The 15,799-nt window shown below is 36.9% G+C and carries 9 protein-coding genes; all 9 read left to right on the top strand.

Annotation, left to right across the window (positions count from 1 at the left end; translation table 11 throughout):
* Positions 1-25 precede the first annotated feature (25 nt).
* The 9 genes from Z054_RS0100190 to Z054_RS30780 all read left to right on the top strand — a co-directional run bounded on the left by Z054_RS0100190 (position 26) and on the right by Z054_RS30780 (position 15,303).
* Positions 26-433, top strand: coding sequence for a GPW/gp25 family protein (locus Z054_RS0100190; protein WP_024768085.1), 408 nt, complete (start codon positions 26-28; stop codon positions 431-433).
* A 17-nt stretch (positions 434-450) separates the two neighbouring features.
* The gene (locus Z054_RS0100185; protein ID WP_024768084.1) at positions 451-885 is read left to right on the top strand and encodes a hypothetical protein; all 435 of its coding nucleotides are present in this window, start codon (positions 451-453) and stop codon (positions 883-885) included.
* A gap of 23 nt (positions 886-908) precedes the next feature.
* Positions 909-5,042: a baseplate J/gp47 family protein gene (locus tag Z054_RS0100180; RefSeq protein WP_024768083.1), complete on the top strand. Its 4,134-nt coding sequence runs from the start codon at positions 909-911 to the stop codon at positions 5,040-5,042.
* Between the two features lie 34 nt (positions 5,043-5,076).
* Entirely contained in the window at positions 5,077-6,318 is a 1,242-nt protein-coding gene (locus tag Z054_RS0100175) for a phage baseplate protein (RefSeq protein ID WP_024768082.1), read from the top strand.
* A gap of 53 nt (positions 6,319-6,371) precedes the next feature.
* Positions 6,372-8,807, top strand: a complete 2,436-nt coding sequence (locus Z054_RS0100170) for a hypothetical protein (RefSeq protein WP_152538418.1) — start codon at positions 6,372-6,374, stop codon at positions 8,805-8,807.
* A 12-nt stretch (positions 8,808-8,819) separates the two neighbouring features.
* Positions 8,820-10,454, top strand: a complete 1,635-nt coding sequence (locus tag Z054_RS0100165; RefSeq protein ID WP_152538417.1) for a contractile injection system tape measure protein — start codon at positions 8,820-8,822, stop codon at positions 10,452-10,454.
* 88 nt (positions 10,455-10,542) lie between these two features.
* A complete protein-coding gene (locus Z054_RS0100160) occupies positions 10,543-11,940 on the top strand; it encodes an ATP-binding protein (RefSeq protein WP_084050009.1) in 1,398 nt (465 codons plus the stop codon).
* A 440-nt stretch (positions 11,941-12,380) separates the two neighbouring features.
* The gene (locus tag Z054_RS30785; protein ID WP_024768078.1) at positions 12,381-13,871 is read left to right on the top strand and encodes an eCIS core domain-containing protein; all 1,491 of its coding nucleotides are present in this window, start codon (positions 12,381-12,383) and stop codon (positions 13,869-13,871) included.
* 88 nt (positions 13,872-13,959) lie between these two features.
* Positions 13,960-15,303, top strand: a complete 1,344-nt coding sequence (locus Z054_RS30780) for a protein kinase domain-containing protein (protein WP_084050007.1) — start codon at positions 13,960-13,962, stop codon at positions 15,301-15,303.
* Positions 15,304-15,799: the final 496 nt, after the last annotated feature.

Genomic DNA, 15,799 nt, shown 5'->3' with positions numbered 1-15,799 from the left:
CAAACAACATAGAGAATAATACAAGATGATTGAAGACAATAAATTTTTAGGAAGTGGCTGGTCCTTTCCGCCTCAATTTCAGAAAGGCGGTAATCAGGTAGTAATGGTCTCTGGAGAAAAGGATATAGAACAAAGTCTTTATATTCTATTAACCACTTCTTTACAAGAGCGAGTGATGCAATCTGATTATGGGAGTGAACTTAAAAATTACGTATTTGAAAGTATAAATCAGGGGTTTATAACAGATATTAAAAATGCAGTTACAGATGCTATTCTTAATCACGAACCAAGAATTAAAGTAGATGCAGTTACATTAGATAATACGGATCCTGAAAAAGGACTGATCCACATCAAAGTTACCTATACCGTTAGGATGACCAATAATAGGTTTAATCTCGTATATCCGTTTTATGTTAATGAAGCTTTTAATTAATCGCAACACAGAATGATATGGCATTAGATACAATTATTTTGGACGGAGATGAAGTGTTGTTCGACCCTACCTACGGTCCTGCTACTGTAGTAGTCAAATCAGGAACCATCAAAGCTTCAGGAAAAACCACAGTACAAAGTAAAAAAGTAGCGGTCAAAGGTGATGAAAGTAAGGTTGTTGTATCGGGCTGTACCTATACAAGCCCCTCTTTTCCGATACCGGGAATGGGTAATTTAAAAATAGCTTCTTTGGGACCAGATCAATTGACAAAAAAAACCAAAAGTGGCAATAAACCCATCGTACTAAAAGGGAGTGTTTTTATAGCAAAGTTTGAAGTACAGTCTCCGGCAAAATTTATTTCACCCGGAAGTGCACCGATATCTGACCCATTGCCTTTTTATATGGGAACAGGAAAATTAGAACCTGCAATAGATAAATTAAAAGCAACCTAGTTGTAATAAGATGTAAAAGAGACATGAGAAATAAAATAAAAACACACCAGCTATTATTTCGTGATGGTGCTAGTAAACAAAATGATACCATAGAACGATTAGCGCCTTCCTATGTTCGGGTAGAAAATCGAAGCATGGAGCAATTGATTCAGGAAGCACAGCGTCTGGCGAAAGAATTGGTATTTGTTGATAATAAAAATCAGGCTAGAGGAACTTGGGAATCTTTTTTAATAGAAGACCCTGATAGCTTTTATAAGGCTTCCGAAACCGGTAAGGAGTCTCTAAGGAAGCAATGGGCAAGTCAATTGGCAGCATATGTAGAGAATCCCGATCGTTTTTTGAAGAATCAAGATACTAAACAAAAACTGGCAAGCCCTCATACAGTGCTTTTCTTAACTTTTTTAAAGTTACTTCAACATATAAAAGAGCAGATTAATGGACTTACTCAAAAACACCTTGATTTTTATTATCGGAAGCGACTAGGATTATCTCCAAAAAAAGCGATACCTGATATGATCAATGTGTTGATCGAGCTTGTAGAAGAAGAAACCCAGTTGGCATTAAAAAAAGGAACGGTTTTCTTGGCAGGAGAAGATGAAGAAGGTAATGAGTTATACTATACTACCACAGAAAATACAATCATCAATCAAGCGAAGATTGCTCAATTAAAAAACGTGTTTGTAGACAAACAAACCTTTACAATTGCAGGAATCCATCGCCACCATTTAGATACCCCAGACAAGGGGGTTTCCGTAATGATGCAAATGGCATTAGGAACCCCCAATCCTGGGGATTCGTTACCTGATATGCCCAATGGATTTCAGGAACTTACAGATATGCTTCCACAGATAAATGGTAATGAAGCAGTACAACGTTATATTATAGAAGCCTTACTTTTAAGTATCGAAGAATTCCAATTGATTTTTCAAAAACAAGCTCAGGAAAAAAATGGAGAATTTACAAATTGGTTACCAATCTATGAGCTGTTAGAAGATGCATATGGCCGTAAGACCAGATCTATACGTAAGGATCTATTAACTAAAATAAGAGAAGAACAAGGGTTTACATCTTTATTAAAGCAAATTTATGGGGATCCTAACCCAGGAGATCAGCTACCTACATATAGAGGAAGAGAAGCTTCTTTCGAGCGTATTTTTGAAGATCTCAAAAGCTCTAATACAGCTACGCAACAAGTTGCCTCTGAGTTTATCGAAGAAACCTTAAAATTAAAAGTACCCGATTTTGCTTTCATCCTTGATACGAGCAGTACTACTGAGGCAAATGAAGCGTGGGAAGAGGTATATAGTCTTCTAGAAGTTGCAGAAAGACAGGTACGACGAATTTCTATTCAGACACCTACACAAGAAAAAACCTTAAATATATATGCAGCCAATGATACAGAGAAACTAGCTTTTAGCCGGTATAATGACACCGAAGAATGCAAACGATTTAAAACCTTTGGTAATGTTCCTACAGAAGCTACAAATCATTTACAAGCAGCAACGCTCGGTTTTGCAGTAAGCGATCCTGTACTATTGCTCAAAGAAGGCCAAAGAACAATCACGCTCTTTCAACAGTTGGATATTGATGACGAAAGATTTATCAAATTAGAAAAGTTAATCAATAAAGGAATTATTCGTATATACTTGAGCAGTAAAGAGCAATGGTTTATTCCTAGAGAAGTGTCCATAGAATTAGGAGATTTCCTAAAATCAACATCGGGTATATCGTTATCAAATGTGACCATCGCTAATGACACATTAACAATCACAGAAGATACTGCCGAAATATTTGAAGTATTAGAGAAGGATAAAATAGTTGTGGATACCGATGGTACTAGTTATAGACTGCTATCCGATATTGTAGATAAGTCGGTTCCATTACGCCGCATAGGTAAGGTAAACGAATTACAAGAAACGATTACCCTATATCATCAGGAACAGGTTTTTGTGAAGTCGATCAAAACAGAAATAAAGCTTACTCCAGAGGAAGAGGCTGTTGAGGTTTTCAATACATCCAATACTACCACTACTTTCATACAAGCGGATATGCCCTCATTAGTGATGACTGTTGATCCAGATATCGTTGATGAACTAAATAAGCAAAGTGATTTAGAAGTATTTGACTGTCTTATGGATTTGCAGATCACAAAGATGGGATTGTGTGTAGCTGTAACTGGGTTGCAGAATATTAGTATTCAGAATGACCAGAGTACCATCAATCCTAAAAAACCTTTTGAGCCTTTTGGATTACAACCTTCCAGAGGAGCTGGGTTGTATTTTACAAATGAAGAAATTGCTAAAAAAGTAATTACTGATTTACAGTTACATCCGGAATGGGTCAATCAGCCTGATGATTTTACGCAGCATTATGAAAACTACTGGAAAGTTGAGCAGGATACCCTTATACCAGAAGCTAAGGATCAAAAGATAAAAAGTAACAATGATTTCACTACAAGCCTGTTTGTGTATCATAATTTTACTGAAATTCCTGTTGCCGATCAGGTACCGTTATTTGCAGAAGAACAGCTAATGGAGATCAATAACGTTCCTAGTCTTTTGCAAAAAAACCGACCATCGTATCGGTACAGCCCTATTGATGGTATCGATACAGATCAGAATGAAGTTACAGATTGGCGGCGTTATTTTAAGTTGGAACTCAATGCTATTGATTTTCAGCATGAACTATACAATAGTTTATTTGCCAGACAGACATTCTCTGAAAATCCAGATATAAGAAAATTAATAATTCCGCTTCCGTATCAACCTAAATTAAAAAGTTTAAAACTAAGTTATACGGCAGAAGCTAATGTATTGCTGGAAGATCAGACAAGGGGAGAAAACCAGAAAATATTTCATGTACATCCGTTTGGATATAAAACTCAAAGAGGAAGCGAAAGAATCACTTTATTTCCAAAATATGAAGATAACGGATCACTTTACCTAGGAGTTTCTGAGTGTATTCCTCCACAAATCATCAATATACTTTTTCAATTGGCAGAAGGGAGTGCGGATCCAGATGTCGGCAAACCAGTCGTAGACTGGAGTTATCTTAAGAACAATGAATGGAGGGTTTTAGATACATCCGATATCATATCAGATACTACCAATGGATTGCTAAATAGTGGCGTCGTAAGTATTCGTATGCCAGAAGATGCTACTACTGGTAATTCTTTGTTGCCAGATCACCTACACTGGTTTAGAGTAAGTGTTGCACAACATATAGAAGGTATAGCAGATACCATAGCGATTAAAACTCAAGTAGTACAGGCGATACTTTCTAATGATGTGGTAGCTACTACACATTTTAATACCCCTTTAAAGGAAGAAAGTATAACCGAGACCCAACAATTTATTCCGGAAATAAAATCAGTATCTCAGCCATTTACTTCTAGTCAGGGAAAACCGGCAGAAGAAGATTTACATTTTAATCAGCGGATTAGCCAACGATTACGTCACAAAAATAGAGCATTAACCATGTGGGATTATGAACATTTGGTGCTTGATGCTTTTCCGGAGGTGTATAAAGTAAAATGCTTACCTCAAATTAACCAATTAGGAAAAGTAGTGGTAACAGTGGTACCTGATATCAGAAAAAACTTACCATTTCAGCCTTTCAATCCTAAAGTAGCTGCGGATGTATTGTCAAGAATCCATGAATTTCTGGAGCAACGTGCTCCGGTTGTAGCAGAAATATCGGTAAACAATCCAACCTATTTACAGGTGGCAACGCGTTGTACAGTAAAATTTAATCAAGGGTTAGATGCTATTTTTTACAGGAACAAATTGATCGAAGAGATCAAAAGATTTTTGTCGCCTTGGGCTTTTGATGATGCGCAAGATATCCGTTTGGGAGGAATGTTAGACTCCGGAGTATTGGTCAACTTCATTGCAGAAAGACCTTACATTGATTTTGTAGCAAATCTCAAACTTTTTCAGAGTATAGATGGCAAAGGTTTTACAGATGTAACTTCCTTACCTCACAAAAAAAATGCTGTAATCCCCGATCAACCGGATATGATAATCGTATCGGCTGCCAATCATTTTATAGATATCGCCGATGAAAACACCTATGATGAGGATGCAGAAAAAGGAATCAACTACATGATTGTAGAAACAGATTTAGTGGTAGCAAAAGATTTTTTAATAAAAAACTGAATGCTCAGAAGAGGCATTTCACAAAAAGAAAGATATGGATATTAATAAACGAAACAGAACCGAACTAAAAGAGTTTTTTAACGAAGGAGATAAACCTACCGAAAAGCAATTTGCAGAATTGATAGATGCTATTATCAATCAGATGGAAGACGGTATAGCCAAAATACCGGGTAATCCACTAGCAATTATGGCTGAAGGTAATGCTGCCAGCACTCAGGAACTATTACAGTTGTATGCTGATTTTGATCAGGATACGCCTAATTGGTCAGTAAATATGCATCCTAGAGTAAATCCGGAAGAACCTGATACTGGGATTCCAGGGTTAAATATCAAAGATGCTGCAGGAAAAAGTCGATTGTTTATCCAATCTAATAAAGGACATGTAGGTGTGGGTACCATTGAACCTTATTCTAAACTCACTATAGAAGGAGATAATGATGCCTCATTATTATCCGTAATTGATGCCACACAACAACGCTCTAAAATTTTTGAAGTTGCTCAAGAAGAAGGAGATGGTTTGGTCTTTGTACGTAATGGAAAATCTGATGAATGTATTGTTATACAAGGCAATGAGATTTCTTTTGAAGACAAAAGAGATACTACCAATACCAAGTCCGCCAAGATCGCTTCAGAAGACGGGACACTAAAGATTTATGGAAAATCATCTGATAAAGAGTCCACTACTAGGACGTTAGAAATCGTTGCGGATGATATGAAGATCACCGGTAATGTATCTATGAATAATTTATCAACTAATCCTAATTTACAGGATAGCGGAGAAGCCAGTGATCGTACAATTGCATCACAACGAGCAGTAAAAACTTATGTGGATACTAGACTTCCCAAAGGTTTGATTTCTATGTGGTCCGGAAAAGAAATTCCTGCTGGATGGGTGATATGTGATGGAACAAATGAAACACCAGACTTGACCGGAAGATTTATTGTAGGCTTTAGTGAAAATAATAACGATTATGATAAAATTGGAAATACAGGTGGACAGGAACAGGTATCCTTAACTGCCGAACAATTGCCTGCTCATAAACACTCCGGAGCAACAAATAAAGGTGGTAATCATCGGCACAGTTTCGTAGGTGCTGCAAAAAGAGGAGATGGAGGTGGAACCGGAAGTTCAAATGATTATTACAAGGCTTTCAATAGAGTTACTGGATTTGCAGGGGAGCATACACATTCGTTTGAAACTAATCTAACAGGAGGTAATCAACCTCACGAAAATCGACCGCCATATTTTGTATTGGCATATATCATGAAATTGTAACCCAAGTAACACCTGGTTTAAAAAAGAAGTTTTATTTAAAAAACACAAAAGTAATGATGTCAACGCCGATTACTATACCGAAAGAAGTACCTAATGATTCAGCCTTAAGTTATGATTTCTTAAGAGAAGAAGGAATCAAAACAATCCAAGAACTGGCAGGCAATAGTTGGACTGATCATAATACCCACGATCCGGGAATTACGATTCTGGAACAGTTGTGTTATGCGATTACGGATCTGGCATATCGCTTAGATTATGATATACAGGATTTACTGGGGGATAACCTTGCAGCGCGTCAAGAGTTGTATAGCCCGGCAACGATACTAACCAGCAGCGTAGTAATTTGGTTAGATCTAAGAAAAGTAGTGATCGATATCAAAGGTGTTAAAAATGCGTGGATAGAAAAGATCACGCCAGAGAATGTAGTTAGTGATAGTAATGCACATCCAACGCTAAAAGGGCTGTATACGGTGACTGTCGAAAAAGACGGTTTGGTAGAAGCAGAAGGCAATATGTTGCAAGCAATTAGAAAACGCCTTCTAGCATGTCGCAGTTTATGTGAGGATTTTGAAGATATTCAATTACTCGATAAACAGAAAATTCGATTGGCAGGTACGATAGAAATTTCGCATCAAGCGGATAATATTCATTTACTGATTGCTGATCTATTATATAAGATACAAGAGCATCTTTCTCCTTCTATTCAGTTTTATGCCTTGCAGGAACTATTAGATAAAGGCCAACGTATCGATGAGATTTTTGAAGGTCCGATATTAGATCACGGTTTTATTGATAATAACGAGTTGGAGAAACTAGATCGAAAGCAAGAAATACATGCTTCCGATTTGATCAAGGAAATTATGGATGTTGGGCATGTAGTTACTGTTCAGAATTTGTTGATCCAGTCTGGAGCAAATGATGGTAAAAATTGGGTGTATTACCTGGATACTAACAAAACACCAACGCTGGATATCAATGCTACTTTACAAAGCTTACAGTTCAGTGTACAGGGGCTTACAGCGACTATTAATACAGCACAAGTCCTGAAACATTATCAACAAAAAGTATTAGCATCAGCAACTCAAAAAAACCTTCGTTCTGCACAAAAAGACATATCTTTTTGTGTGAGCAGCGACAGGAATATAGCAAACTATTACAGTGTACAAAACCAGTTTCCTGACAATTATGGTATCGGTACCTTAGGGTTGCCTGATTCGGTAACCGATCAAAGAAAAGCACAGGATAAACAGCTTAAAGCCTATCTCACCTTTTTTGATCAGTTATTGGCAGATACATTTTCTCAGGTAGCTAATTTTCAAAAGCTAGTCAGTTTTACGGATCAAGATTCTCGTACTTATTTTAATCAAAGTTTATTAGGTGCAGTAACAGGATTAGAAGACGTCTTGGTGAGTAAAGAGGATTATGAAACCTATTTGACTAACGCATCAGCAACTACTTTGGAAAGTCTTCAGCAGAAGAATAAATTTTTAAACCATCTACTAGCTCGCTTTAGTGAGACATTTAGCACCAATGTTTTAGGAGAACCAAAAGAAGGTATGGATGTCTTTGATCAAGAGCAAAGATTGATACAAGACAAAATGCAATTCTTACAATCCTACCCGTTAATTAGCGCTAACAGAGGTAAAGGCTTTGATTATAGTAAGCCACCTACAAAGGATAGCAATTATTCAGGATTAGAAAAACGGATTGCGCTAAAATTGGGCTTAGAAGAGCAAGAAGCGTTTTTTATGGTAGAACATCTGCTCTTACGTCCTAAGACTACAGATCAGCATACACTGGAAACATATTATAAATCCGTTGAGATCACTGCTTTTAAAGCTGCTGATAACAAACCACATACTGAATGTGTAATTCCTGAACACAGTTTTCTGGAAGGAGAGCAAATACGCATCACACAAAATAGTGCGTATGATGGAATCTATACGATACAGTCGATAACTGAAACCGGTTTTGAGATTAATACTCTTTTTCAAGAAGGAGGAAGTAATGATACTGCTAATTGCCAACGCATACAACCAGATCTAAAGCATCATCTTTTTTCAGAACCGATTACTTTATTTGAGGCATCACCAAATACTGGTCATACCTTTTGTAATACGATACATAGTTTACAAATTGGTGATACCATAACGATCGTTGGAGCTGAGGAGTATGATGAGAGACATGAAGTGACCAATATCACAGAAACCGGTTTTGAAATTGAAATTCCTTTTAATCAGGCATATACCACAGGACGTTTTATGCAAGTAGATGCAACAAAAGATCGATACTCGCTGCAATTGAGCTTTGCGTTTCCCGAGGGAATAGGAAGATATCAAGACCCTGTATTTCAAAACTTTGTAGAGAATACGGTTCGCGAAGAAACTCCGGTACATCTTACTACCTACGTACATTGGTTAGACGCTCAGGAAATGGGAACATTTACAAAAGCTTATCAGAATTTTATGATTGCAATCAACGAATGCTAAGTAATGACACCTATGAATCAGCATCCACATATCATTAATAAGCAAATCTTCGAAGTAGAAGTATCTGATAAGGCAACTACGTTTGAGACACAACAAAAGATCAGCCAATTGCATGCCAATCAATTGAGGCCTATGCTGGATCGGATACTAGATGGATATTTTGGAGCAGATAATACCCATTATCAGATTGATAGATTGACTATTGATTTGGGGCAAGTTTCATTGGCCTCTATACCACAGGCTTTTGATAAAGAATTAGCAAAGGTTTTAAATTCAATACAAGGAACTACACAAGTAACAAAGACCAAAGTAACAAGTGTTGATGAAAATGAGGATGTCACAGAAAGGACACCGCTTAGAGTATTGGCGCATTATATAGTGACAGGACGATTACCGTGGTGGTCACCTTCTCAGCATAAATCGTATTTACAGCAACAATGGGAAGCGCTTATGCAAAACCCAACAAGTGAATTTAAGACACTGTTATCACAATTACATCACAATAAGGTACACTTAGATCGGTACCTGCAGACCTTTTCTGAGGAACAAGTGCTACAATCTGTACAGTTGATTACAAGAATGTCCGAAAATGAGCTTTTAAAAATCAAAAGTAGTATTGCCAATACAGTTCGTAAAAGCAATATAACAGCCATATCCTCATCGTGGAAACATACGTTCTTACGAACTGTATTTTCATCTCAGTCAGATCAAGAAATACCTATCCAAAAATATTATGTACAGAAAACCCTACAAGCGTTAGGGTTGACAGCTCATAGTAAGCAGAGGCCACCACAGCATCAAGAAATTAAGGAAATTAGATCCTTCATACAGCGATATCAGCGTATGCAACCAGACCATAGGTTATGGCAAGAGTTTTTTAAGCAATTAGATACAGTAATCCATATGAATACCGTAGCTGCGATACCGGTTCATCTGTTTACGCAAATGGTGGTATTATTAGAAGATTTACAAAATGCTATAAAAACTGGGCTCTTACAAGATGAAAAACAACAAGATACGATCATTTCTAACTTATTGACACCGATAGGAACACTTGGCACTACGATAGAAAAAATAGCGAAACAAGCTACACCTGTAGTTGAACGTTTGAGTATTAATAAATTACAATCTCAGTTTGAGGATACAGACTTTATTACAATTGATAATGCTGGACTGGTATTATTTTGGCCTTTTTTGCAACGATTTTTTGATAATCTAGGATTGTTAGAAGATAAAACCTTTAGAGATCAAATAGCCAGACATAAAGCAGTATGTGCGCTACAATACCTCTGTAATCCGGAAGAATCAGAGTTTTTTGAGGGACAGTTAGCCTTGCCCAAAATACTATGTGGAGTATCATTAACAGCACCCATACCTCCTATTTTTCTTACGGAGGAAGAAAAAGAAATCGCCAACGATTTGCTAAACGCAGTACTAAAACAAGGACCTCATTGGAAAAATTTATCAATTGCAGGGTTTAGAATCTCTTATATATGCAGGCAAGCCTCTTTTCGTACCCGTGATAACCATTGGTTGTTACAAGTGCAAAAAGAAACTTATGATATCACTTTACAAAAACTACCCTGGAGTATACAAGCGGTAAGATTGCCGTGGATGGAACGTGCATTGATGGTAGATTGGATATAAACTTAGGTATGAGGTACCCAATAAGACGCGAGTAGAGTAGATAAGAAGAAGTGAAGATAGATACTAATGAATATCAAAATAAAAATATATGCAAACTGATATCATACTAAACAACCAAAACTCAATAATGATAAAAGAGAATGGTTTGGAAGAAAACGCAGCAGTATTAGCAACCGAACTTGCTTGGCTTACTCAAATACTACAAGTACGTCTAGAGTTATATTTTGAACAAGACACCATATATCAATCTATAGAAGAAATAGTACCTCCGGAAATATCAGGAAAAGAAGGTGCCTATGCAGTATTTATACAAAAACACAAACTCGACTTTACAGAACGATTGCTGCTAATTTTGGCATTAGTTCCTCATATCAAGCCAGAAGTGTTGGATATTCTACTCACTAAAAACAAAGACTATGACCGTCGCTATAGTGAGTTTGGCGGATTGTTGTTAGAAGGCCATTTGGGATTAGTACCCACAGCAGAAACTGCAATGTTTTTAGTAGCAGGAGATGAGTTACAGAAACGGTTGCAATATCATACACTAATTACCCAGGACTTTGTCCCGATACGAAGAGGTATCATTAGTCTATCCAGAACCAAAGGGAATAGCCCACTATTAAGTAGTATCTGGATGATCGCTAATGAATATGTGGAGTATCTAGTAACAGGTAAACCCTATCAAGCAGTATATAGCCCTGATTTTCCTGCACAACGAATTTATGCCAAGCTATCATGGCAGGATCTCATCGTCTCTAGGTCCACGGCACATAGCTTGCAGGAAATCAGGGATTGGATAACCTATGGACAAACCGTATTAGAAGATTTAGAACTGGGCAAACGACTAAAACCTGGCTATAAAAGTCTCTTTTTTGGACCACCGGGAACTGGTAAAAGTATGGCAGCGGCTTTACTTGGCAAAAGCACAGATAAGCAAGTCTATAAGATTGATCTGAGTATGACGGTTTCCAAATACATCGGTGAGACTGAAAAAAATCTGGCTAAAGTATTTGATCAGGCGCAGCAGCACGATTGGATTTTGTTTTTTGATGAAGCAGATTCCTTATTTGGACAACGTACTCAGGTAAGTAGTGCCAATGACCGATACGGAAACCAGGAAATTGGGTATTTATTACAACGGATCGAAGATTTCCCAGGAGTGGTAATTCTGGCAAGTAACTTAAAAGATAATATAGACGATGCTTTTACCAGAAGATTCCAATCCATGATCGAATTTACCATGCCAGGAGTAGAAGAACGCTATCAATTATGGAAGCAATCCTTTGCAGAGAAACTACCGCTGGATACTAAAGCAGATCTATGGCATATCGCCGAAAACTATGAAATCTCTGGTGGATTGATGATGAATGTAGTACGTAAATGCACGCTGCAAGCCGTAACGAACAAAGAAAAAACAATTACCCAACAAAGCCTAGAAACCGCAATCCGGCAGGAATTACAAAAAGAAGGAGTGATTTTGAGTTGATAAAAACGAATGTCAACCTGAGGTATCACACTGAGCTTCCTCCATAGGCGGACAGGTGCCGAAGTGTTGTCGAAGGGCTAAGCATGACATGCTGAGTATAAATTTTGATGAATTGATCGAAATATCCATCCCCAACCCTTCCTTCTAAGGAAGGGAACTTATATAAGTAAGGAGCTAGAAAGTCTCCTCGCCGCGGCGAGGAGATATGGAGGGATGTTGGTAGCGAGAACAATTTAAAGTTGATAGCATTAAATGCATCTCGATACACGACTCCTATCGTCGAGGCACTCGATGTGACGAATCGTAAAATAAAAACATGTCCGTCAGGTCGAGTGTTTCTAAAACCATGATGATAGGAAAGGATTTAGAAATGTATCGAGACCTAAATGTAATAATAGGTTTTAGAAAACACATATGTCAAGCTTATAAAACAAAGTAGTATGAAAACACAAACAGATAAAACCCAAGAGTCTAAAAACTCGATTACCCCAACGGTTACTAGTGAATCTAGTGACGGAGGTACGGCTCAACTTATGGATAACCGTACATCCACTATCGATCAGCGTAAACTAAGATCAGGGATAGATAGTTCTGAAAATACAAAAGCACCTATCCAGCGGAAAAACAATACCGGCCTCCCCGACAACCTAAAATCAGGGATTGAAAACCTTTCTGGTTATAGTATGGATGACGTTAAAGTACATTACAATTCTAATAAACCCGCACAATTACAAGCGCACGCGTATGCACAAGGTACAGACATCCATCTAGCATCTGGTCAAGAAAAATATTTACCACATGAAGCATGGCATGTAGTACAACAAAAACAAGGTCGTGTACAACCTACTATGCAATTTAAAGGGAAAGTGAACATTAATGACGATGTTGGTCTTGAAAAAGAAGCGGATGTAATGGGTAGGCGCTCTCTTAATAAATCAGGCATAAACGAATCACCTTCTAAATTGGAAGATAAAGTAGTAACTAAAATATCTTCTACATATCAGTTAGCCTTCGACACCACAGAAGATAATTTCAAGCTAAGAGATATATATAATTGGATAAATGAGGATCAACCAGAATGGAGCGTAATAAAGAATAAAGTATATAAACTGCTAGGTGCTGAAGAAGATTCGTATTATCGTATTAAGGATAACGATAGAGAATTAGTAAAAGATACACGGCTTACACCTCAAGGTTTAAAAGATGTGATAGCAAGGCATTATCATAAAGCACTAGATAATGAGAATGATGAAGAGGCAGAGGCTTATCTTCAAATGTACAACAAGGTTATTAATAGAAAAGTGTTGAGTAATACAGAAAAAGAATCAATAAACGAAAAGGCTTATGATGAAGGGGGTTATTTTCACATTCATAGAAGACGCTATAGAGGAGAAAAAACGGATGAAAGAATAATAGTAAATATTAATTCAATGGAAAAAGCAGCAGAACTGATTAAGTTTATAGCAGATGGCTGGGATAATGAAACAAACGATTGGAGAGATTACATAATATCAGGTAAATTTTTAGGTACGAAAAGACTTAAAAAACACATGAAATACGATAAAGTGGTATTGTACTATGATAAAAGATTTCAAAATGAAATTTTTGAAGGAGTAAGAGAAAGAGTACCAAGGGAAGACAGGAACAGAAATATTTCAGGCTTTTACAATAAGTTAGCAAGAGGAATTGGCGTTGGTGAAGAATTAGGAGGAGGAACTTCCTTTACAGGAAATAGAAGGGACAGCTTGGTTAAATGGATTATGGATGAAGGGTTTCCAAAATTAAGAGGGATGTCTAAAGAAGATTTTGTTGCAAAGGCAAGAGAAGTCGTAGAAAATGAAATGAGTGCGTATGATTTAGAATCTGGCTCAAATCACGAACATATAGAATCAATTGAAAATAATTTGGATGATTTTATTGAAAATGCCTAACAGTAAAATCACATAAAATAGACATACGGATTAAAGGTTACAGCTCGTATCTATAAAAATGTCTCATTAAAAAAGTAGATAGTGTACTATGAAAACACAAACAGATAAAACACAAGAATTACAAAACTTGAGTACTCCTAGAGTTGCTAGTGAATCTAGTAATGGAGGTACGGTTCAACTCATGGATAACCGTACCTCTACTATCGATCAGCGTAAACTAAAATCAGGAATAGATAGTTCTGAAAATACAAAAGCACCTATCCAACGAAAAAACAATACCGGATTGCCAGATACCCTTAAATCTGGTATCGAAAACCTATCCGGTTATAGTATGGATGATGTAAAAGTACATTACAACTCCAGCAAACCCGCTCAATTACAGGCCCATGCCTATGCACAAGGCACAAATATTCATTTAGCACCAGGACAAGAAAAACATTTACCTCACGAAGCTTGGCACGTGGTGCAGCAAAAAGAAGGAAGGGTAAAACCTACCAGACAGTTAAAAAGCAAAGTGAATATTAATGATGCTGCCGGATTAGAGAAAGAAGCGGATGTAATGGGGGCAAAGGCACTAAAACATAAGAAATTCATTAAAAGAGATATGTATAATACTACTGAGAAACACCAATCTAGTAATCGTGCTATGAATGGACATGTAGTTCAAAAGGTACAGATAACAGTTGGAATCACACTCTTTCGTAACAATACGGGAACCAATATTACTTATGATGACACACAAAATATTGGAGGTGGTGCTGCTGGACAAATATATACAGCGATATTGAATAATCAGAATGTGGTTGTTAAAACTGGTGATGATATATCTGAGGAAATAGAAATATTCAGGAGATTATATGCAGCTGGGCAAAGAAATACTTTTAGTAATATAATTAAGCCAATAGGTTATTTCTTGGATAATGTTAATGATGATTCTATCTTGGTTCTAGAACGCGCCCAAGGTTCACTCATTGATTTACCAACAAATATGAGGTCTAGGATACATTTAATCAAAGATACTTGGCAAGGTCTACTAAGATTACACGCTAATGGTATTCAGTATAATGACTTGTCACAAAAAAACACGCTGTTTCATCAAGGCAAGGCAAAATTAGCAGATTTTGGTGAATCATTTGATTATGCAGCCAATAATCAACCATTAGATCATTATCATGATTATGACGATTTCATTAAAATTTCATGCAATATTCTTTTAGGAAAAGATAGGAATAACAGACCAGACACTATTTTGAATTTACAAGATAGGCAGACATTACGCCAAACCCTAACCGAGCTAGGTTTAAATGTAACTACGGTAAATACACTAGATGGAATTGTAGGACGCATAGGGCAGTATGGTCAAAATAATGGTATAACTGACAGGGAATGTGCTAATTTTGTAGATACTATATTTGAAACAATTGAGAATTAAACCAACGATTTCTATGATTAGATCAAAGGTAATGTTGAAAATTTAAGCAGCAACCGGCTCTCCGAAGTTTGCAACTTCGGAGCTGTTCTAATCATGACTCGTACGATATATATGATCGTAGTTTATAACTACTATACTTTTAATAAAACTGAAGTTACCAAGCTACTAAGTGGTTTTTGTTGATATGGGCTAACATGATTTTTACTGCGAAGTTGTAAACTTTGCAAAGCCAATCTCAATAATTTCAGTCTCGAAGGGTTACATTGTGGGTTGTCACCCCTCAAACAAGTACTTCTATGGATTGATTTGATGTTTATTGGGATTGCTTTAATGGGTGTAAGCGATATGATATGGATAAGCAAGCCTTAAACAACTGCTTCGAAGTATTGTTTTAATCTTTCGAAGTGGTTCATTATCACTTCCAAGCAGTTAATTAAGGGGGGTAACTAGTAGTATCATAACCCATGTTTTTATTTCTTTATGGCTTCAGATTTTA

Source organism: Aquimarina macrocephali JAMB N27, from assembly GCF_000520995.1.
GTDB lineage: Bacteria > Bacteroidota > Bacteroidia > Flavobacteriales > Flavobacteriaceae > Aquimarina > Aquimarina macrocephali.
This window is presented reverse-complemented; position numbering and strand designations above follow the sequence as displayed.

Coding starts and splice junctions, on each gene's coding strand:
- Z054_RS0100190 (WP_024768085.1), top strand. CDS start 26: ATGATTGAAGACAATAAATTTTTAGGAAGTGGCTGGTCCTTTCCGCCT.
- Z054_RS0100185 (WP_024768084.1), top strand. CDS start 451: ATGGCATTAGATACAATTATTTTGGACGGAGATGAAGTGTTGTTCGAC.
- Z054_RS0100180 (WP_024768083.1), top strand. CDS start 909: ATGAGAAATAAAATAAAAACACACCAGCTATTATTTCGTGATGGTGCT.
- Z054_RS0100175 (WP_024768082.1), top strand. CDS start 5,077: ATGGATATTAATAAACGAAACAGAACCGAACTAAAAGAGTTTTTTAAC.
- Z054_RS0100170 (WP_152538418.1), top strand. CDS start 6,372: ATGATGTCAACGCCGATTACTATACCGAAAGAAGTACCTAATGATTCA.
- Z054_RS0100165 (WP_152538417.1), top strand. CDS start 8,820: ATGAATCAGCATCCACATATCATTAATAAGCAAATCTTCGAAGTAGAA.
- Z054_RS0100160 (WP_084050009.1), top strand. CDS start 10,543: ATGCAAACTGATATCATACTAAACAACCAAAACTCAATAATGATAAAA.
- Z054_RS30785 (WP_024768078.1), top strand. CDS start 12,381: ATGAAAACACAAACAGATAAAACCCAAGAGTCTAAAAACTCGATTACC.
- Z054_RS30780 (WP_084050007.1), top strand. CDS start 13,960: ATGAAAACACAAACAGATAAAACACAAGAATTACAAAACTTGAGTACT.